Below are 20,434 nucleotides of genomic sequence, written 5' to 3' on the forward strand. Positions count from 1 at the left end.
GAGGTGATATAAATTGAGTTCAGGTTGGGAAGCTGATGATGTAATAAGTGTTATCGATAGTTTGAAGCAAAATTATGGAGAAGAAGCTTTAGAAATTGTTGAAAAAGCTTTATATAAATCTGCATATGATTATGGGAAAGAACTTAGAGAAAATGATTATCCTAATATTAACCCGAGTAATTATGTCAAACATTTTTTAGAAAATGACTCCGAGGAAATAGAAGTAATATTAGATTCTAAGAATAAGGCAATTATAAAAACAAATAAATGTATGATTGCTGATATTTTTCAGTCATTAGGAAGACCAGAAATAGGTTCTAGATTTAAGTGTAAACAAGATTTCGCTATAGCCAAGGGATATGATCAAAATATGGAACTTATTATTTCAAAATCTTTTATGCAAGAAGATGATTGCTGTATTCACGAATATGTAAAGAAAACCGATAAATAAATTAAGGCATACAACGGGGGAGTTGCGGCTACATCAGATAACAAAATATTGCCGGTTCCATTCCTGACGTCATTTCACCCAAATTCATGAACCTAAGCCAAGTCTGGCTAAGGCTCATGAACTTCGGCAATACGGATACGTTATCTGGTACGACTGAGCAATGGTATATAGTTTAGTAGGTGGAAATCCTACCTGATAAGATTAAGCCAAATCATCAGTAGCGAGTCTTGGAGTCAATAAAGTGATTTATTGATTTAAGTGTAGACAGTTAGGTAATAGGCCTGAAAGTGATTGAGCCTCGAAATCGTACAGTTGGGAAAGGCTGACAGTTTCAGATATCTGGAAAGCAACATTTTATGAGACATTAATGGCTAGTTTCTTAAAACCTCCCCGGGGTCTAAGAGCCAGGCATGTTATACAATGACTATATGATAACTCAGGAGACCCTGCAATTCTTCTGAAAAGAAGTATAGCAAACAACTGATAAAAAGGATGCTGAAGGTTGCAGGGAGTCGGACAGTTTTCATAGTATTGATGAAGCCGGGTAATGCCGGTGGAGAAAAGGAAAACTGCACGAAATCGTATTTGTTAAGGACACATTAACCACACACAGGGGTGGATAAATAATGTCAACAAAATTAGCAAAGATAGCAATAAAAGCAAAACAAAATCCAAAGACAGTATTCACTTCACTGTATCACTTACTGAATGAGGAATTACTGCTGTTATGTCATCAAGAATTGGAAGCTGGTAAGGCAACAGGTGTAGATGAAGTAACTAAAGCAGAATATGAGGAGAACTTAAAAGAGAATATAAGTGCTCTTGTGAAAAAATTAAAAACACACTCATATAGACCCCAGCCAGTAAGAAGGATATATATACCCAAAGGTAAAGGAAAAGGAAAAGGAAAAGTAAGACCTCTAGGGATACCAGCATATGAAGACAAGCTAGTGCAGCTGGGATTAAAGAAGATACTGGAGCCGATATATGAAGCCATATTTCTGGACATATCATATGGATTTCGACCAGGACTAAGTTGTCATGACGCCTTAAAGAAGCTAAACATAGTAATAGAAAAGCAGAAAATTAGCTATGTGGTAGATGCAGATATAAAGGGATTCTTTGACAATGTAAATCATGAATGGTTAATGAAATTTATAGGAGTAAATATAGCAGATCCGAATATAAAAAGGTTGATAGTAAGGTTTCTCAAAGCTGGAATAATAGAAGATGGGGAACTCACAGTAACTGAGCAGGGAACACCTCAGGGAGCAATAATATCTCCATTACTGGCAAATATATATCTTCATTATGTACTAGACCTATGGTTTATGGGGATAATTCGCAAACATTATCGTATCAACGGTGAAGCTGAGATAGTGCGATACGCTGACGATTATGTATGCTGCTTTCAATACAAAAGAGCAGCAGAGATATTCTTTCATGTACTAAAGAAAAGACTAGCAAAATTCGGTTTAGCACTGGCAGAAGATAAATCCAAGATAATAGAATTTGGTAGATTTGCAGCCAGTAACAGCAGACGATTAGGTAGAGGCAAACCGGAAACCTTTGACTTTCTAGGTTTTACTCACTACTGTAGTACAAGCAGAAAAGGTAGATTTAGGGTAAAACGTAGGACGATGAAGAAAAAAATCAACGCCAAGATAGTAGAATTCACAAGATGGATAAAGCTAAGGAGGAATATGTTGACGACCAACGAAATAGTAGATAAGGTTAAATCCAAGTTGAGAGGACATTATCAATATTATGGAATAACAGATAATAGTAAGTCTATAGATAATTTTAGACAGGCAATTATCAGAATACAATTTAAATGGTTGAATAGAAGAAGTCAGAGGAAAAGCTTTATATGGGAGAAATTTAAGAAATATATAATTGATAAACACATACCAAAAGCAAGAATATGTGTAAATATATATGGATAGTTTTGATTTTATGTGAGATGGAGTGAGGAGCCGGATGCCCGAATTGGGCCCGTCCGGATCTGTGAGGGTTCGGCATCGTGAGGTGCCTTCTACTCGACACATTTGCCCGAATGTTGATAATGACTGTTACAAAAAAACAGAAAAACTTCCAGTTCATTTTATCCCAGAAGTTTAATCTGTTAATGGAGATGTATTATTTTCAAGCCAGGTCGCTAAATTTTTTTTTGATAATCCACCTGATGATAATTGTATCATTATTTTGTAGGTTTCTTTTTCTGAAGCAATAATTTCAAAACCATTTCTTTGTAGGAAAACATCCATGGCTATAAGAGCAATTCTTTTATTCCCGTCTACGAATGGATGATTATTACATAAGTGATAGCCGTATGCTGCAGCCATTTTCATTAAGGTATCATGTAAATAGTTACCTCCATAAGTTGCTTTAGGTTGTTCAAGTGCAGAGTCTAGTAACCTTTCATCACGGATACCGTAGGTGCCGCCATAGGTTTGAATAAGTTGATCATAGAAGTAGAGGATAAGTTTTTTTGGAATGAATATAATATTTTTCATTTAGATAATTCCTTTAAAGTGTTTTTATATTTTTTATTGGTTTTGTCAAAAGCGTTAGCCCATTTTTTAAATTCTGGATTATATGGTGTTAGCGTGAACCCATCATTATTTTCGATTACATGTAAATTTTCGCCTTCTTTGAGATTATATTTTTCTATAAGTTCTTTGGGAACCGTAAACCCGAAACTATTTCCAACTTTACGCAATTTAATATATTTCATATTTTATCACCTCATTTATATTATAACATTTGTATTACATAGAATGCAAGAAGGAGATAAGAATTAAATGGCTAAATATAAAAGAAAAGGCAAACGATCAGATAACACAGTGTTTACGTTCGCCAAAAACCGGCGACCCTACGGGACATTGGCTTTGTCATGACTTTTGCAATAGGGTTTAAGCGTAAGGATGAGCAAAAGTCCTGCCAATCCTTCTGTTAATTTATGAAAGCAAGGATGCCAGGAATACCAACGTCGTAAACACAAAAACGTTATACGACATATGAGCAAGTGAAGATCAGATAAGGGGGGCAAACATGGGTAATGATTTATGGTCTAGTAAAATACAGGGGCCATTAACTTTAGATTTAAGTCGTGAAATTAGATTTAGAAATGATAGAAAAGAATTATTATTAGACTTATTAGGCTTGGAAAATGGAATGACTATAGTAGATGTTGGTTGTGGTCCTGGGGCTTTAACAAGAAAGTTATCTAGTTGGTTAAGTGAGAAAACTCATATAATTGGTATAGATAGAGATGTAGAATTTATTAAATATGCAGCTGAGAAAGCTAATAAATATGGGTACACCAACATTAAGTACAGGGAAGGAGATGCATTGATCATACCTTTAAAAGATAATAGTGTTGATGCATGTACTTCTCATACTGTTATTGAACATGTACCAAACAAAGAATTTTTATCTGAACAAAAAAGAGTTTGCCGAAAAAATGGAGTAGTATCTGTTATGTTTAGTGCTGCAAAAAATGCTATATCAACTACTCCGTATATGTTCCCTGAACAAACAGCAAGAGAAAAAGAATTATGGGGCATATTTGATGAAGCTTTTAAGCAAGTAAATAAAGAACATATAAATAGGAATTTATGGGTGGGATTTAGTAAGCTACCAAAATTATTTGAAGAACTAGATTTCAAGAATATAATAGTAGATGGAATTGCTATGCCTACAGTAATAGATGATGACAGGAACAGCGTAGAAGAGAAGTTGTTTATTGTTAACGTAAGAGAAAAGCAATGTTTAGAAACTTTAAAAATAGGAATAGATTTATTAAAAAATAATGTAAACAAAAAAGAAGTTAATGAGCTGGAAAATCTAATAAAAGAAAGATTTAAAAAAAGAAAAAGCATAATAAAAGAAAAAATAAAAAAATGGGAAGTATATATTGCCTTTATTTATATTGTTCGTGGTACTGTTAGTTAAAACCGCTCATACGTCGTATAACAATATATTTCAGGTTCCATTCCTACCGTCATTTCACCCAAATCCCTTCGTTAAGGGCAGTCGGTGCGCCAAGAAAAGAGCATATCATATAGTAGGTGGGATTCCTACTGAGGAAGGTTTAGCAAACCACTCATAGCGAGTTTTGGACATTTAATGGGTAACCATAGATGTTAAGCGTAAACAGTTAGGTAGTAGGCGGTAAGCATTTAGCTGAAGGGATTGAGCCTCGAAATCTTGGAGATTGGGAAAGGCCGATGCTGTCGACTGAGCAGAAGGCAACATTATAGTATTCGATAAGCGAGAATACAATAACACCCCGGGGTCGGAGACCTCCGCATGCTATACATAGATATGATATTGTTAACTTGGGAGGCCCTGTAATTTCTACGCAGAGAGATAGGATGTAACCAAGCGATAACAAAGTAAGGACATCTAATATTACAGGGAGTCGGATAATCGCATAGTACCGAGGAAGCAGAGTAATGCCTGTGGATGGGAAGGCGATTACACAAGATTAATCTTAAAAGGGAAACATATTCTATACACAGAGATAGGTGAAAATGTGGAAACGAAACTTGCAAGAATAGCTGAAGTAGCTAGAAATAGACCTAATGAAAGATTTACATCACTAATACATCTAATTAATTATGAATTGATAGTCAAATGTCATCATGAACTAGCTGGAAACAAAGCAGCTGGAGTAGATGAAGTAACAAAAGCGGAGTATGGAAAGAATCTTCCAGGGAATGTTAAGAGCTTAATAGCTAGAATGAAAAGATGGGCATATAGGCCATTACCTGCGAAAAGGGTATATATTCCAAAAGAAAATGGGAAGAAGAGACCGCTAGGGATTCCAGCATACGAAGACAAACTAGTTCAAAAGGCACTATCAAAGATTCTAAATGCGATATATGAAGAAGACTTTCTTGAATGTTCATTTGGTTTTCGTCCAGGAAGAAACTGTCATGATGCCTTGAGAATATTAGGAAGAATAGTTAACAGAGATGATATTAACTATGTAGTTGATACAGATATTAAAGGATTCTTTGATAATGTAGACCACGGGTGGATGATGAAATTCATTGACCATCGAATTAAAGATCCTAATATACAACGACTCATATCGAGACTTCTTCGGGCTGGAGTCATGGAGGCAGGAATAAAATATAACACTCCACAAGGAACACCGCAAGGTGGAGTCTGTTCTCCAATTATGGCGAATTTATATCTACATCATGTTGTTGACCTATGGTTTAATAAAACAATGCGTAAAGAGTTAAAGGGTAAAGCTTACATGGTGAGATACGCAGATGATATAATATTTTGCCTACAGTATAAAGAAGATGTAAAATACTTCTATAAAGCAATGAAAGAAAGAATATCCAAATTCGGTTTAGAGTTATCAGAAGAGAAAACTAAGATAGTAAATGTATCTGCTGATGATGACAATGACACATTTGATTTTCTTGGATTTACCCATTATATGGGTAAATGTAAGGATGGAATCAAACGACTAAAGAGAAAGACAAGTAATAAGCGACATCATCGTAGTATAATGAGATGTAAATCCTGGCTAAAATATAATAGAACTCTTCCAGTAAAAGAACTAATGAGGAAGTTAAACAGAAAACTAACAGGAACATACAACTATTATGCAGTATCAGATAACAGCAAAAGTATTGATAGCCTGTATGATGAGGTTCAAAAGCTAGTTTATAAATGGTTAAACAGACGCAGTCAAAAGAAAAGCTTTGACTGGGAGAAGTTCGAAATATTCTTGGAGAAATATCCTATTGTCAAGCCAAGAATAAAAGTAAATTTATATAGATTAGGTGCTGGTGCTAGTTATGTTAGGTGAATAATCGAGTGAAGAGCCGTATGCCTAAATAGGGCACGTACGGTTCTGTGAGGAGTTGGGGTTGTAAAGCCCCGCTTACTCGACCCCTAGAACTCAGGAACTTCTGAAATACGGATACGTTATCCAAAATTTGGTCTAGTTTAAAATTTGGAGGTTTATAATGATAAAATCAAAGCTAAAAGATATGTTATATACTAGAAACAGTTTTTTAATTTTTGTTGAGTATTTTAAAGGTGAGGTACCCGATTATACATTTGATCAGTTATTAAATATTACTGAAGGAGAAATAAATGAGTATGGTAAGGATATCGTTAAACAGAACATAGAAGACAAAGAATTAAAATCTTATTTTAAAAAATTAAAAATAAGTCTTTTAGCTTATATGCAATTCCAAGATCTTTTTTCAATTTCATTTAATTCTAAAGATTACTTTATAAATGAGGATATTCTATTACAAAATAAGTACTGTTATTATGAAAGTTTATTTTATTTAAGGCAGAGTATATTAAGTTTGTTTAATTTAAACATTTTGTCAACTATTACATTATTACGACCGTTTATAGAACTTTCTATCTTTCAATTATATTGGACATATTCTTCTAAAGAGAAGGGATTTAAGTCATATTACAAATGGATTAAAGGCAATAAAGAAAAGCCTCCATTTAGAAACTCATTGGAATATGTCATTAACAAAAAGTGTTTAACCTTTCCAAAATTAAAAAATTTATTAGAAAATAGTGAAAAGATACTAAAAAATTTGTATTATAAATTTTGTTCATATACTCATGTTCCAGTACTTTCTGAATCATTAGCAGCCAAAGCAAGAGGATTTTCAATTCCAGATTTAGAAGATTTTCTTTATGCTTTACACCAAACTAATATTTTATTACATCATATTATTGTTCTTTATGTAATATGTAATCCTATGATTCTTTTTCCAGTAAAAATATATAAAAAGTTTGGTTTTAATCCGCCTTCAAATCTTTATGCAGATAATTGTAACTTTAAAATAATAAAAAAATATTTAGGAGAAAAAAGGACAATATATTTGAAAAATGCTTTAGGAGAATCTGAGTTTGTAAAGGGGAATTTATTCTATTATAATTCTAAACCTGATTTAACATTAACAGAAATAAAAGATAGTTGGAAAGATATTTATTCTGACTTAGAGATCTCTACCGATTCACTCGATGAAATGTTAGTAAAACATAAAGTTCAATCAAGAGCTTTTAAATGGACTTCTAATTATATTAAGTATGAAGAATATATGAAAGAAGAAATCAAGAAAAAAGAAGATAATATGAATTATAAATTGAAAGAAGAAGAGTTTGATAAATTTTATAATATGTAAGCGACGACCAAACTTCGGATAACAGAGTATTGCCGGTTCTGCTATCGCTGCACCCAAATTCATTCGGTAAGAGCGGTCGCTCTAACCTCATGAACTTCTTAAATCCCTGGTACGTTATCTGGTACGACTGAGCAATGGTATATAGTTTAGTAGGTGGAAATCCTACCTGATAAGATTAAGCCAAATCATCAGTAGCGAGTCTTGGAGTCAATAAAGTGATTTATTGATTTAAGTGTAGACAGTTAGGTAATAGGCCTGAAAGTGATTGAGCCTCGAAATCGTACAGTTGGGAAAGGCTGACAGTTTCAGATATCTGGAAAGCAACATTTTATGAGACATTAATGGCTAGTTTCTTAAAACCTCCCCGGGGTCTAAGAGCCAGGCATGTTATACAATGACTATATGATAACTCAGGAGACCCTGCAATTCTTCTGAAAAGAAGTATAGCAAACAACTGATAAAAAGGAAGAATGCTGAAGGTTGCAGGGGGTCGGACAGTTTTCATAGTATTGATGAAGCCGGGTAATGCCGGTGGAGAAAAGGAAAACTGCACGAAATCGTATTTGTTAAGGACACATTAACCACACACAGGGGTGGATAAATAATGTCAACAAAATTAGCAAAGATAGCAATAAAAGCAAAACAAAATCCAAAGACAGTATTCACTTCACTGTATCACTTACTGAATGAGGAATTACTGCTGTTATGTCATCAAGAATTGGAAGCTGGTAAGGCAACAGGTGTAGATGAAGTAACTAAAGCAGAATATGAGGAGAACTTAAAAGAGAATATAAGTGCTCTTGTGAAAAAATTAAAAACACACTCATATAGACCCCAGCCAGTAAGAAGGATATATATACCCAAAGGTAAAGGAAAAGGAAAAGTAAGACCTCTAGGGATACCAGCATATGAAGACAAGCTAGTGCAGCTGGGATTAAAGAAGATACTGGAGCCGATATATGAAGCCATATTTCTGGACATATCATATGGATTTCGACCAGGACTAAGTTGTCATGACGCCTTAAAGAAGCTAAACATAGTAATAGAAAAGCAGAAAATTAGCTATGTGGTAGATGCAGATATAAAGGGATTCTTTGACAATGTAAATCATGAATGGTTAATGAAATTTATAGGAGTAAATATAGCAGATCCGAATATAAAAAGGCTGATAGTAAGGTTTCTCAAAGCTGGAATAATAGAAGATGGGGAACTCACAGCAACTGAGCAGGGAACACCTCAGGGAGCAATAAATCTCCATTACTGGCAAATATATATCTTCATTATGTACTAGACCTATGGTTTATGGGGATAATTCGCAAACATTATCGTATCAACGGTGAAGCTGAGATAGTGCGATACGCTGACGATTATGTATGCTGCTTTCAATACAAAAGAGCAGCAGAGATATTCTTTCATGTACTAAAGAAAAGACTAGCAAAATTCGGTTTAGCACTGGCAGAAGATAAATCCAAGATAATAGAATTTGGTAGATTTGCAGCCAGTAACAGCAGACGATTAGGTAGAGGCAAACCGGAAACCTTTGACTTTCTAGGTTTTACTCACTACTGTAGTACAAGCAGAAAAGGTAGATTTAGGGTAAAACGTAGGACGATGAAGAAAAAAATCAACGCCAAGATAGTAGAATTCACAAGATGGATAAAGCTAAGGAGGAATATGTTGACGACCAACGAAATAGTAGATAAGGTTAAATCCAAGTTGAGAGGACATTATCAATATTATGGAATAACAGATAATAGTAAGTCTATAGATAATTTTAGACAGGCAATTATCAGAATACTATTTAAATGGTTGAATAGAAGAAGTCAGAGGAAAAGCTTTATATGGGAGAAATTTAAGAAATATATAATTGATAAACACATACCAAAAGCAAGAATATGTGTAAATATATATGGATAGTTTTGATTTTATGTGAGATGGAGTGAGGAGCCGGATGCCCGAATTGGGCCCGTCCGGATCTGTGAGGGTTCGGCATCGTGAGGTGCCTTCTACTCGACAAATCTTCCCCCCACACCCCCTTAAAATCTATTGGGGGTGGAAAGGATTTTTTTATTTCTAAGATGACTGAATTTGATTGATAAATACATTGTTATAAGATACGATATATTCAAAATATTATTCTGCAGATAACAACATTAATAATGTTATAAATGATACAGTGCAAACCACCTACTACTAATCTTTTTTTGGTTTCCAATAACGAGAACCATCTCTAACGCGACATAATAATCCGTTATCAACAAGTTCTCTCCTCATTAAAAAATAATCATCAAAGGTGTGCCATTCATCGCATATAGCATTAATTTCTTTTTCTGTATAATTACGGTTAACTTCAAATTTATCTGCTAAATAACTAAGTGTAGCAAATCGGAACTTCTTTTTCGAGGATAGCTGAGTTATTTTTCCTGAATCATCAAGAAATCGTTTAATGTCAAGTTTTGGATTATCCATAAAAGTATTTTTCCTTTCTCTATCTTTTTTAATCTTTCTTAATTTTCTTTGCTAATGTATTGAATATACTCATCTATAGGCATCAATTCCATATTTAAGTTAGCTTGCGTTTCTTCGGATACCGATAAATTACTAGCTAATTCATAGCCTGCTGTAAATACAACATCTAGATACTTTTTGATAACCTTTACTACAACAGGGTCCTTGCTTCTTAAAAGCATACCACAATTTCTATACACTTCAAGTATTGGATTTCCTGTTTTCATTACAGTTCTCATAGTTTCAAAATTATTTTCACCTGGAAATCCAGAATTAGATATAATTACAATCTTCGGCAATTTGTTTTGATTATTTTCCATATCATAATTCCCACTACTTTCTACAACAGTTGGTCGTTTAATAGGGATAAGTCTATCTATGAAATTCTTTAAATAAGCTGTCATATTCCATGAATAAACTGGTGTAGCAAAACAAACAATATCAGAGGATAAACAAGTTTGAAGAAGATTATCCATATCATCCCTATAAATACACTTCCCAGGGGTTTTATACCAGCATGAGAAACATCCGGCACAATGATTCACTCTTTTCTCACTTAAAAATATGTTTTCTACTTCAGCATCAGCTTTTTTTGCACCTTTGAGTAAAGCCTCAGCAATAACATGTGTATTGCTATTTGCTCCTCGAGGGCTTCCATTAAATACAGTTATTTTCATATAATTAACTCCTTCAATAAATTTATTTGTTTTTTTACCATTTCTTTTGACATAGCCAATATTGAAGATGATGTCTTTAAGCTGTCCATAAAATAAATAATATGTGTAGCAACAGCTTCTCTATCAAATTCTTTAAACTCTTGTGTTTCTTGACCATATGCAAGAATCATTTTAATTATATTTACACTATCTTTAACCCTTTGATTTAAACTTTCTCTTTGATCAGGTTCTGCAAATGCAAATTCATGAATTGCAAAATGAAGTCCATTATTTTCGCTAAAGATAGATTCTATTTCCTGATGAAAGTAAGCATCTATAATTTTTTTAGCTGGGACTTTTTTCTTTATATTTTCTTTCACTATTGAACGGTTATTATTTAAATCAGTATCAAGCATCTCAATGAAAATTTCTTTAGTAGAAGAAAAATATCTATAAACACCTCCCCGACTCATCTGACATTTTTCACATATGTCTTTCATTGTAACAGCGGTATATCCTTTTTCTGAAAACAAATTGATTGATTTTTCGATAATGAATTGTCTAGTTTTTTGTCCTTTAGTTAGCATAATACAAATCCTTTCTCTTGAAAACGACATGTCTGTCTTTAATTAATTATACGACACAAGTGTTGTTTTTGTCAATTGTTTTCTTAAAAATACTTTCTAATTAATATTTAGTGTGATTAATTTACTGTGTTAGGATGGATTTAAAATTATATATTTATCAAAACATTTAAAGATCAAAACCGTGGAGGGGAAGACATCAAATAACATGGGGTTTAAGGCTTCACTATCGTTCCGCGCAAATTCATTCGATAAGGGCAGTCGGTGCGCCAAGAAAAGAGCATATCATATAGTAGGTGGGAATCCTACTGAGGAAGGTTTAGCAAACCACTCATAGCGAGTTTTGGACATTTATTGGGTAACCATAGATGTTAAGCGTAAACAGTTAGGTAGTAGGCGGTAAGCATTTAGCTGAAGGGATTGAGCCTCGAAATCTTGGAGATTGGGAAAGGCCGATGCTGTCGACTGAGCAGAAGGCAACATTATTGTATTCGATAAGCGAGAATACAATAATACCCCGGGGTCGGAGACCTCCGCATGCTATACATAGATATGATATTGTTAACTTGGGAGGCCCTGTAATTTCTACGCAGAGAGATAGGATGTAACCAAGCGATAACAAAGTAAGGACATCTAATATTACAGGGAGTCGGATAATCGCATAGTACCGAGGAAGCAGAGTAATGCCTGTGGATGGGAAGGCGATTACACAAGATTAATCTTAAAAGGGAAACATATTCTATACACAGAGATAGGTGAAAATGTGGAAACGAAACTTGCAAGAATAGCTGAAGTAGCTAGAAATAGACCTAATGAAAGATTTACATCACTAATACATCTAATTAATTATGAATTGATAGTCAAATGTCATCATGAACTAGCTGGAAACAATGGCAGCTGGAGTAGATGAAGTAACAAAAGCGGAGTATGGAAAGAATCTTCCAGGGAATGTTAAGAGCTTAATAGCTAGAATGAAAAGATGGGCATATAGGCCATTACCTGCGAAAAGGGTATATATTCCAAAAGAAAATGGGAAGAAGAGACCGCTAGGGATTCCAGCATACGAAGACAAACTAGTTCAAAAGGCACTATCAAAGATTCTAAATGCGATATATGAAGAAGACTTTCTTGAATGTTCATTTGGTTTTCGTCCAGGAAGAAACTGTCATGATGCCTTGAGAATATTAGGAAGAATAGTTAACAGAGATGATATTAACTATGTAGTTGATACAGATATTAAAGAATTCTTTGATAATGTAGACCACGGGTGGATGATGAAATTCATTGACCATCGAATTAAAGATCCTAATATACAACGACTCATATCGAGACTTCTTCGAGCTGGAGTCATGGAGGCAGGAATAAAATATAACACTCCACAAGGAACACCGCAAGGTGGAGTCTGTTCTCCAATTATGGCGAATTTATATCTACATCATGTTGTTGACCTATGGTTTAATAAAACAATGCGTAAAGAGTTAAAGGGTAAAGCTTACATGGTGAGATACGCAGATGATATAATATTTTGCCTACAGTATAAAGAAGATGTAAAATACTTCTATAAAGCAATGAAAGAAAGAATATCCAAATTCGGTTTAGAGTTATCAGAAGAGAAAACTAAGATAGTAAATGTATCTGCTGATGATGACAATGACACATTTGATTTTCTTGGATTTACCCATTATATGGGTAAATGTAAGGATGGAATCAAACGACTAAAGAGAAAGACAAGTAATAAGCGATATCATCGTAGTATAATGAGATGTAAATCCTGGCTAAAATATAATAGAACTCTTCCAGTAAAAGAACTAATGAGGAAGTTAAACAGAAAACTAACAGGAACATACAACTATTATGCAGTATCAGATAACAGCAAAAGTATTGATAGCCTGTATGATGAGGTTCAAAAGCTAGTTTATAAATGGTTAAACAGACGCAGTCAAAAGAAAAGCTTTGACTGGGAGAAGTTCGAAATATTCTTGGAGAAATATCCTATTGTCAAGCCAAGAATAAAAGTAAATTTATATAGATTAGGTGCTGGTGCTAGTTATGTTAGGTGAATAATCGAGTGAAGAGCCGTATGCCTAAATAGGGCACGTACGGTTCTGTGAGGAGTTGGGGTTGTAAAGCCCCGCTTACTCGACCCCTAAATCTCATGAACTTCTTAAACCCCGGAAACGTTATATGACATTGGACAAGCGATATTAAGGGGGTAATTATATGGCAAAACCACGTGTGTTTATTAGTAGTACATACTATGATCTTAAACATATTAGAAATGATTTAGAGAAATTCAGGTAGTGTCAAAAAATCTATGAAAAAGTGATGTTGGAGACAGACTTTAGTCTTTTAAGTAATTTTTACTGGTTGGATCGTTGCATAACCCTTGATAAACACCATCCAAATGCTGCTGGTAAGTAGCGAGGGTGAAGGGGATGGATATAAAGAGCATAGCAAACTAGCCAACCCTCGTACTTCAATTTTAGCATTTGTCTGGTTCGGTTTGTAAAGGGTTCGCTTCGCCAATGCTTAGATAAAGCTTTTAGCTGCCTCGGGTTCTGCTAAATAGATATAAAGATTAAGCAGAATGCTGTTGCTCGTAGAGTATATGCTCTTGAGCTAGTTCAATCAACTTGCCCCATCTTGCAGGCATGTTAGGCAGATTAATAAGCTGAGGTACAGTTACAGGTACTTTTTTTTCTAGAGCTGAATGTGGTCTTAAGAAATTGAAGTATGCTGCAAAAAGGTTCACGTATGATACTGATCCTTTAGAAGACTTAAAACCACATCTTGATCTGTAGCTTTTTTTAAAAGTTCTATTGAGTCTTTCAATAATTTGTTTTAGAGGTCGATTTTTCTTTGAGACAGGGTCGTCATTAGTAAGGCCGATAACCTGGGTGATATCAAAATTAATACCCTGTTGATAGAAATAATGTTTAGCCAGAAGATAGATAGGATTACCGTCAACTACGAAGTTGAGGTTATCAGGGATAGTATCCATCTTAGTAAGGACATCATTAATAGCTTTAATTGCAGAAGGTGTATCTCTATTAGGTGAGACATGGTAAGATAGAATAATCTTTTTCACAGCATCAAAGAAGAAGAAAATATACTGCCACTTGCCATAAACCTTAATGTAGGTTTCATCACCACAGAAAGAGTCAGAAAGCTCATAAGGATAATTATCTAAATAGGGTTTAACTAGATAACCAACTGAATCAGCATAGTTAATTACAGTTTGATGAGAGATATTAACATTATGAACATCTTCCATGATAGCAGCTACGTTGCGAGAAGAAAGACCATAATTAACATAGTAAGTAAGGATTAACCCCAGAGTATGTGGTGAAGAATGTATTCCTGAGATATCAACTTTAGGTAAATCTGGAGACTCCTTGCTCAATGGTTGAAAGTCAAAGTCAAATTCTCTGTAAATGTATCTAACTTTAAACTTATGGGGATATTTTTTAAAGTGTTTTTTCTCTTCTTTACTCATGGATCTAAGGTTTTTAAGATAAAAAGATCAGTCATCATTCTTGCATTTGTAGATATAGAAATTCTTACGCTCTTTAATTTGTTCTAGAGTACGAGAGCAATGGGGACACTTAAAGATAACAGTTTTAGAAAAGCGATTTTTATCATTAAAATTAGTCTTACAAATTTTACAGAGATATTGACCACGACCACCAGTATTATCATAAAGATAAATATATGGGGCACCACATCTTGGGCAGGTCATAGACTCAGGAACTTTGTATTTGGCGTTACGTCGTCTGACAGGTTTAAGAGGTTTACCATGTTCCTGTTCGTAAGCAATTATTAGTTCTTGGTAATCAAGCTTTTCCAGGACTTCAATAATGGGTAAATCATCAACTTGAAGATGATGATATTTCTTGCTGATGGGAATCTCATCTTTGGGCATGAAGTCTTTACTAACAAGTAAAGTCAAGAGATAGCAAATAATATGATATTGAATTTGAATATAAGTAAGTAAGACATTAATAATTTGTTTCAAAGTTTGTCACCCGCCTTTTGTTTTTTGGTTAATAAAGGTAAATATGCAACCTAAATATACCTCAAAAAGAGGGGGGTGACAAGTTTTTAAACTCAAATCCCTACAACAACAGGGTTTTGACAATATATTTTAAAAGATTTTTTGACATTACGGAAATTCATAAGGGAGTTAGGGTATGAAGCTGTAAAAAATGAGGGAGGGGATATACCTTATGGCAAGAAAAAAACTCTTGAGGATTATTGTTATAGAGAAATCAATAATGTAGATATCTTAATTAATATTATTGGAGGAAGATATGGATCTGCATCTAAAGAGGAACCCTATTCAATTTCTCAAAAAGAATTGAAAGTAGCTCATGAATTAAATAAGCAGATATATATTTTTGTACAACAAAGTGTTCTCGTTGAATATAAAACTTATTTAAAAAATGAAGCAAATGAAAATTTTATGCCAGAATATGTTGATAATATTCAAATATATAAATTCTTAAAAGAAGTTTATAATTATCCCACTTATAATACAGTGGTAGGATTTTCAAAAGTAAGTGATATAACAAATTATCTTAGGTCACAATGGGCAGGACTATTTCAGAGATTTTTAGAAGATGAATCTAGAAGAGTAAATTATATGCTTAGTAAAAATTTAAAATCTACTGCTGAAACTCTTTCGCAGCTTATAGAATATACTACGCGAGAACGGGATGAAACAATAAAGAATATTATGGTTCAAAGCCATCCTGTATTTACACAAATATCTCAGAAAACAAATATTCCCATAAGAATATTTTTTACTAATAGAAAAGAACTTGATACATTATTAAAGTCATTTGGTTATGAAGAGGTTGAGATATTAGAAGGCGATGTTTTTGAAATAATGTATAAAAAGCAAAGTTCAGGAGAGAAGAGAATTTTAAAAATAAATCCAAGTATATTTGATAATGATGGGGAATTAAAGCCAGTAAAACAAGGAGAATGGAATAAAACATATGTTGAAATTAACGTGGAAGAAATTGAGAATGTTGATGAATATTTTGATGTGCCATTTTAGTCCAACGCTCATATAACAGCAAGGTTTACGGCTCCACTATCGTTTCGCCCAAATTCAAGTGTCTAACATAAGAGCTATGTAAGACACTTGAACTTCTTAAACCCCTGGTACGTTACACGAAATATCTATGTAGATAAAAACAAATTATCATACTCATATATAAGTTTAAATGAACATGTTTGTGGTAAAATGAATAATATTATGGTATACTAAACATGGTCATAAAAGTTGTGGTGAGCATAATAAAGAAGGGGTGACTATGTTTATGATGTCATTTAAAGATAAAAAACTAGTTAATGAGAATATACCAATGAATATTGTTAGGTTAATAGGTAAAATAAATGAATATAAAGGAAAACAAGATTTATATATAGACCAAGCACCACAAGCATTAGAAAGATTAAAAGATGTAGCAATTATACAAAGTACGAAAGCATCAAACAGTATTGAGGGAATAGTTGTGACAGATAAGCGACTAAGAGCTATTATGAAAGATGATACTAGGCTTCAAGATCGTTCTGAAGGAGAAATTGCTGGTTATAGAGATGTATTAAATACAATACATACTTCTTTTGATGCTATTCCAATAAATTCAAATATTATATTACAATTACATAGAGATCTTTATAAATATATTTCAGCTGAAGGTGGCAAATGGAAAAATCAAGATAATATAATTGGAGAGATTTTACCTACTGGGGAGAAGTTTGTAAGATTTAGACCAGTGCCTGCTTCTGATACTCCTAATTATATGACGGGGTTATGTGATTACTTAAATAATGGGATGAAAGAAGAAAAAATTGAGCCATTGATTTTAATAGGAACATTTATCCTAGACTTTTTATGTATTCATCCATTTAATGATGGAAATGGTAGAATATCAAGACTACTAACATTGTTACTATTATATAAGTACGATTATATAGTTGGAAGATATATTAGTTTAGAGAAGATAATAGAGGAAAGTAAAGCTAGTTATTATGAAACACTTAATCAATCATCAATAGGCTGGCATAAAGGCAATCATAATTTGTTTATATGGTTAGATTACTTTTTAGGAACTTTATTAGCAGCTTATAAAGAATTTGAACAAAGAGTAGGATTAATAAGAAGCAGAAGTGGAAACAAGAGTGATAGGGTAGAAGAGGCAATAAAGAGTGTATTAGGAATCTTTACAAAAGAAGATATAAGAAATGCATGTCCTGATGTTTCAGAATCTACAATTAATAGGGTTTTTAGTAAATTAAAAGACGAAGAAGTCATAGAAGTTTTAGGTAAAGGAAGAAATGCAAAATGGAAAAGACTTAAGTGAAGGTGACCGGTACTTCGTATAACACAGTATTGCCAGTTCCGTTCCTTCGTCACTGCACCCAAATGCATGAACCTAAGTCAAGTCTGACTAAGGTTCATCAACTTCGGCAATACCTATATGTTATATGAAATCGAAACTCAAAAACTTACAAACAAAAGAGGGGGTTATTATTGTGGTGGTAAACATGAAAATTGATAATATAGTATATCATCTGGATAGTGTAGAAAAAGTATCGAATTGGATATACAAAGAATTTGTTGAAGAAAAAGGAGAAAAGTCTCTAGAATTCGTCATAGAAAGGTTTAAAAATAGAAATATAGATGAATTTCCTATTTCATTTATTGCTATTGTTAATGGAATGTGTGCTGGAGTTATTTCTATTTTTGATAATGACTTAGGTACAAGAGAAGATCTAACACCATGGCTTGCTGGAAAATTTTAGGGGAAATAAAATTGCTGAAGCATTAATTAATACTGTATTTAAGAAGTGTAAAGAGATGGGTTATACTAAAATTTATTTAAGAACAGAGCATACAGCAGAGTATTACCAAAAAAGAGGATGGACATTTTTAGAAAATACAGTTGATGAATATGGGGAAGAAACAACTGTTTTCTACATGAGTTTAAAATAATAGACTAGATAACTCACAGGAGAGTTTCGACATCATATAACAGCAAGGTTTACGGTTCCGCTACGCTGCACCCAAATCCATCAGACTAAGATAAGAGCTATCTAAGTCTGATGGACTTCGTAAACCTGCGGGACGTTATGTGAAATCGTAAGTATAATATTTATATTGGAGGTTTATTTATGAATTTATGGAATTCTAAGTTAAGTTGGGCTATTTTAATAATAGCAATTTTAGGAGATTTTATAGTTGCTTATGTATTGTCGTTCTATTATCCTAAATATAGCCATACTAAACAAGTTATGAGTGTTTTGGGTAGTCCTCAAAGTCCTGTTTCAATAATTTATAATATTTGGTTAGTAATTTTAGGATTATTATTTATTTATTCTGCTATAAATTTTTATATTGTTTTTTCTTCAGTGTCTAAAAGTTATGCAATGATAGGATTTATTTTACTATTGATTTTTGCAATAGGTGCTGGTATTTTATCTGGTATATTTAGTGTAAATGCAAGTAAAGAATTAGAAACTCTTGCTTCTAAAGTTCATGGAATTGGGGCAGGATTAGGATTTATAGCTTTGACATTTATTCCGTTAATAGTATGTTTTCTTTTGTATAAGAGTAATGATAATACAACTGTAATAATATCACTTATTTTTTTCTTAATTAGTCTTGTTTTATTTGTTTTATTTGTAGTTTCAGAAAAAGAATCGTATCAAAATACTATAGTGGGTTTAAGTGGACTTTGGCAACGATTATTACTGGCAAGTATGTATATGCCATTATTAATCATTGCTATTAAGTATATTATGAAAGATAGTGTTAAATAACAAGATAATGAGTGACTTCACATAACAAAATATTGCCGGTTCCGCTGTCGCTGCACCCAAATTCATGAATTCAAGCCAAGTCTGGCTAGAACTCATGAACTTCGGCAATACGGAGACGTTAGGCGAAAGAATCAATTATTTTCTTTTACATAATGATTATGGTAATATAGAAAAATGAAATGATAAATTTGTAGAGAAGAAGGTGAAGTCATGAAAATATTTTTGCGCATGCACCCCAAGAATTGTTTATCCTCTGCGCAACTATAAAAATAATATTGTACAGAGGAGTGTATATAAATGAATAGATTAAATAAACCTGTTATTACTATGGAAACAATCAAAGAAATGGAGGATATGTCATTCTTTATCCATGCTAAGATTTTTGACGACTTGTTAATTGTTGCACAAAAACAAACGAATTGTTTTATACTAAAGACAAGCGAAGGGCTCATAGTAATAGATGCTATTTGGCCTGCAAAAGAAGCTTTTGGGGCAATTATAGATGCAATTAAAGATGTAGGGTGGAATCCTGAGACAATAAAAAAACTGGTTCTAACACATGGATATGTTGATCATACAGGATGTGGGAAATGGTTTGTTGAAAAATATCACGTTAACACATATCTTTCTGAAATAGATGATAATTTTTGGAGAGAACACCCAACAAAACCTGATAGACCAGAAACGTGGAAAGATTATAATATTGATGTTTATATTCGTGACGGTGATACCATAACGTTAGGTGATAAAACAATATATGTTTATGACACACCGGGTCATACTCCGGGAGGATTAAGTTACATATTTCCTGTAAAAGAAGGTGGAGAAATACATATGGCAGCATTATGGGGAGGTACAACACCGCCGTGGACGAAGGATGAAGTGAAACAATATATCAAGTCATTAGATTATTTTATCGATGAAGCAATGAGTAAAAAAGTAGATGTGGCTTTAAGCAATCATATAGCTGTGGATAACGGCCTGGAACGAATCATGTATTCAAAAGCAAGAATGGACTATATGCCCAATATTTATATTATCGGGCAGGATGGATTTAATAATTTTTGTCAGGTATTTCGGACATTGAGTTATGAGATACTGGAAAGATTATGAGCAATATAATTATAATGAGATAATACATTTAGGTGGACTTAATCATCAATATAATAAGAAGTTGTTATTGGAAGTAGCCATTGATTCCATTGCCTAACAATA

The 20,434-nt window shown here is 33.3% G+C and carries 19 protein-coding genes and 2 pseudogenes; 15 read left to right on the forward strand and 6 right to left on the reverse strand.

Features of this window, described 5'->3' with window-relative positions:
* The first annotated feature begins 13 nt into the window (after positions 1-13).
* Entirely contained in the window at positions 14-451 is a 438-nt protein-coding gene (locus tag GM661_RS07445) for an L-2-amino-thiazoline-4-carboxylic acid hydrolase (RefSeq protein WP_125989655.1), read from the forward strand.
* Between the two features lie 626 nt (positions 452-1,077).
* On the forward strand, positions 1,078-2,397 hold the full coding sequence (gene ltrA / locus GM661_RS07450) for a group II intron reverse transcriptase/maturase (protein WP_230869442.1): 1,320 nt from the start codon (positions 1,078-1,080) through the stop codon (positions 2,395-2,397).
* Between the two features lie 171 nt (positions 2,398-2,568).
* Here the strand turns inward: ltrA (GM661_RS07450) and GM661_RS07455 are convergent, their stop codons facing one another.
* Together GM661_RS07455 and GM661_RS07460 are read right to left on the reverse strand one after the other, a co-directional pair.
* Positions 2,569-2,967, reverse strand: coding sequence for a type II toxin-antitoxin system death-on-curing family toxin (locus tag GM661_RS07455; RefSeq protein ID WP_230869443.1), 399 nt, complete (start codon positions 2,965-2,967; stop codon positions 2,569-2,571).
* The gene (locus tag GM661_RS07460; protein WP_230869444.1) at positions 2,964-3,188 is read right to left on the reverse strand and encodes an AbrB/MazE/SpoVT family DNA-binding domain-containing protein; all 225 of its coding nucleotides are present in this window, start codon (positions 3,186-3,188) and stop codon (positions 2,964-2,966) included. Before GM661_RS07460 ends, GM661_RS07455 begins: the two co-directional genes overlap by 4 nt.
* A 317-nt stretch (positions 3,189-3,505) precedes the next feature.
* On the opposite strand from GM661_RS07460, the gene GM661_RS07465 reads away from it, so the two are divergent.
* The 5 genes and pseudogenes from GM661_RS07465 (at position 3,506) to GM661_RS07485 (ending at position 9,555) form a co-directional block, all read left to right on the forward strand.
* Positions 3,506-4,408: a class I SAM-dependent methyltransferase gene (locus GM661_RS07465; RefSeq protein ID WP_230869445.1), complete on the forward strand. Its 903-nt coding sequence runs from the start codon at positions 3,506-3,508 to the stop codon at positions 4,406-4,408.
* Between the two features lie 583 nt (positions 4,409-4,991).
* The gene (ltrA, locus tag GM661_RS07470; protein ID WP_230869436.1) at positions 4,992-6,287 is read left to right on the forward strand and encodes a group II intron reverse transcriptase/maturase; all 1,296 of its coding nucleotides are present in this window, start codon (positions 4,992-4,994) and stop codon (positions 6,285-6,287) included.
* 160 nt (positions 6,288-6,447) lie between these two features.
* Positions 6,448-7,638 carry a hypothetical protein gene (locus GM661_RS07475; RefSeq protein WP_230869446.1) on the forward strand — a complete coding sequence of 397 codons (1,191 nt, stop codon included), beginning with the start codon at positions 6,448-6,450 and terminating at the stop codon, positions 7,636-7,638.
* Positions 7,639-8,242: 604 nt separating this feature from the next.
* Positions 8,243-9,138: pseudogene (locus tag GM661_RS07480) on the forward strand (reverse transcriptase domain-containing protein); the annotation flags it as partial.
* Between the two features lie 174 nt (positions 9,139-9,312).
* Entirely contained in the window at positions 9,313-9,555 is a 243-nt protein-coding gene (locus GM661_RS07485; protein ID WP_230869771.1) for a group II intron maturase-specific domain-containing protein, read from the forward strand.
* A 276-nt stretch (positions 9,556-9,831) separates the two neighbouring features.
* Here GM661_RS07485 and GM661_RS07490 read toward each other — a convergent pair whose 3' ends face one another.
* From GM661_RS07490 to GM661_RS07500, 3 genes are read right to left on the reverse strand one after another with little or no spacing between them, the layout of a single operon-like run.
* Positions 9,832-10,107: a DUF2087 domain-containing protein gene (locus tag GM661_RS07490; RefSeq protein ID WP_230869447.1), complete on the reverse strand. Its 276-nt coding sequence runs from the start codon at positions 10,105-10,107 to the stop codon at positions 9,832-9,834.
* A gap of 38 nt (positions 10,108-10,145) precedes the next feature.
* On the reverse strand, positions 10,146-10,823 hold the full coding sequence (locus GM661_RS07495) for a flavodoxin family protein (RefSeq protein WP_230869448.1): 678 nt from the start codon (positions 10,821-10,823) through the stop codon (positions 10,146-10,148).
* Complete coding sequence (locus GM661_RS07500) at positions 10,820-11,389, reverse strand: TetR/AcrR family transcriptional regulator (RefSeq protein ID WP_230869449.1); 570 nt, start codon at positions 11,387-11,389, stop codon at positions 10,820-10,822. Before GM661_RS07500 ends, GM661_RS07495 begins: the two co-directional genes overlap by 4 nt.
* 760 nt (positions 11,390-12,149) lie before the next feature.
* Here GM661_RS07500 and GM661_RS07505 point away from each other — a divergent pair.
* On the forward strand, positions 12,150-12,296 hold the full coding sequence (locus tag GM661_RS07505; protein ID WP_230869450.1) for a hypothetical protein: 147 nt from the start codon (positions 12,150-12,152) through the stop codon (positions 12,294-12,296).
* Positions 12,277-13,446 carry a group II intron reverse transcriptase/maturase gene (gene ltrA, locus GM661_RS07510; RefSeq protein ID WP_230869451.1) on the forward strand — a complete coding sequence of 390 codons (1,170 nt, stop codon included), beginning with the start codon at positions 12,277-12,279 and terminating at the stop codon, positions 13,444-13,446. The genes GM661_RS07505 and ltrA (GM661_RS07510) overlap by 20 nt, the downstream gene beginning before the upstream one ends.
* Before the next feature lie 518 nt (positions 13,447-13,964).
* Here ltrA (GM661_RS07510) and GM661_RS19155 read toward each other — a convergent pair.
* Positions 13,965-15,401: pseudogene (locus tag GM661_RS19155) on the reverse strand (DDE-type integrase/transposase/recombinase).
* 141 nt (positions 15,402-15,542) lie between these two features.
* Here GM661_RS19155 and GM661_RS07525 point away from each other — a divergent pair.
* From GM661_RS07525 to GM661_RS07550, 6 genes are all read left to right on the forward strand, one after another.
* Positions 15,543-16,448 carry a DUF4062 domain-containing protein gene (locus GM661_RS07525; RefSeq protein WP_230869454.1) on the forward strand — a complete coding sequence of 302 codons (906 nt, stop codon included), beginning with the start codon at positions 15,543-15,545 and terminating at the stop codon, positions 16,446-16,448.
* Between the two features lie 265 nt (positions 16,449-16,713).
* Positions 16,714-17,760, forward strand: coding sequence for a Fic family protein (locus tag GM661_RS07530; RefSeq protein ID WP_230869455.1), 1,047 nt, complete (start codon positions 16,714-16,716; stop codon positions 17,758-17,760).
* Between the two features lie 172 nt (positions 17,761-17,932).
* Complete coding sequence (locus GM661_RS07535) at positions 17,933-18,202, forward strand: hypothetical protein (RefSeq protein WP_230869456.1); 270 nt, start codon at positions 17,933-17,935, stop codon at positions 18,200-18,202.
* Positions 18,186-18,392 carry a GNAT family N-acetyltransferase gene (locus GM661_RS07540; protein ID WP_230869457.1) on the forward strand — a complete coding sequence of 69 codons (207 nt, stop codon included), beginning with the start codon at positions 18,186-18,188 and terminating at the stop codon, positions 18,390-18,392. Before GM661_RS07535 ends, GM661_RS07540 begins: the two co-directional genes overlap by 17 nt.
* Before the next feature lie 179 nt (positions 18,393-18,571).
* Positions 18,572-19,219 (forward strand): DUF998 domain-containing protein, encoded by a 648-nt coding sequence (locus GM661_RS07545; RefSeq protein WP_230869458.1) that lies wholly within the window; start codon positions 18,572-18,574, stop codon positions 19,217-19,219.
* Positions 19,220-19,516: 297 nt separating this feature from the next.
* Positions 19,517-20,332: an MBL fold metallo-hydrolase gene (locus tag GM661_RS07550; RefSeq protein WP_230869459.1), complete on the forward strand. Its 816-nt coding sequence runs from the start codon at positions 19,517-19,519 to the stop codon at positions 20,330-20,332.
* Positions 20,333-20,434: the final 102 nt, after the last annotated feature.

The sequence above is a fragment of the Iocasia fonsfrigidae genome, assembly GCF_017751145.1.
Classification (GTDB): Bacteria; Bacillota; Halanaerobiia; order Halanaerobiales; family DTU029; genus Iocasia; species Iocasia fonsfrigidae.

Bases quoted from the DNA above. Each gene is read 5' to 3' on its own strand.
- GM661_RS07460 (WP_230869444.1), bottom strand. From the start codon at position 3,188: ATGAAATATATTAAATTGCGTAAAGTTGGAAATAGTTTCGGGTTTACG.
- GM661_RS07465 (WP_230869445.1), top strand. From the start codon at position 3,506: ATGGGTAATGATTTATGGTCTAGTAAAATACAGGGGCCATTAACTTTA.
- GM661_RS07485 (WP_230869771.1), top strand. From the start codon at position 9,313: ATGTTGACGACCAACGAAATAGTAGATAAGGTTAAATCCAAGTTGAGA.
- GM661_RS07550 (WP_230869459.1), top strand. From the start codon at position 19,517: ATGAATAGATTAAATAAACCTGTTATTACTATGGAAACAATCAAAGAA.
- GM661_RS07495 (WP_230869448.1), bottom strand. From the start codon at position 10,823: ATGAAAATAACTGTATTTAATGGAAGCCCTCGAGGAGCAAATAGCAAT.
- GM661_RS07530 (WP_230869455.1), top strand. From the start codon at position 16,714: ATGATGTCATTTAAAGATAAAAAACTAGTTAATGAGAATATACCAATG.
- GM661_RS07475 (WP_230869446.1), top strand. From the start codon at position 6,448: ATGATAAAATCAAAGCTAAAAGATATGTTATATACTAGAAACAGTTTT.
- GM661_RS07545 (WP_230869458.1), top strand. From the start codon at position 18,572: ATGAATTTATGGAATTCTAAGTTAAGTTGGGCTATTTTAATAATAGCA.
- GM661_RS07490 (WP_230869447.1), bottom strand. From the start codon at position 10,107: ATGGATAATCCAAAACTTGACATTAAACGATTTCTTGATGATTCAGGA.
- ltrA (WP_230869442.1), top strand. From the start codon at position 1,078: ATGTCAACAAAATTAGCAAAGATAGCAATAAAAGCAAAACAAAATCCA.
- GM661_RS07455 (WP_230869443.1), bottom strand. From the start codon at position 2,967: ATGAAAAATATTATATTCATTCCAAAAAAACTTATCCTCTACTTCTAT.
- GM661_RS07500 (WP_230869449.1), bottom strand. From the start codon at position 11,389: ATGCTAACTAAAGGACAAAAAACTAGACAATTCATTATCGAAAAATCA.
- ltrA (WP_230869451.1), top strand. From the start codon at position 12,277: ATGGCAGCTGGAGTAGATGAAGTAACAAAAGCGGAGTATGGAAAGAAT.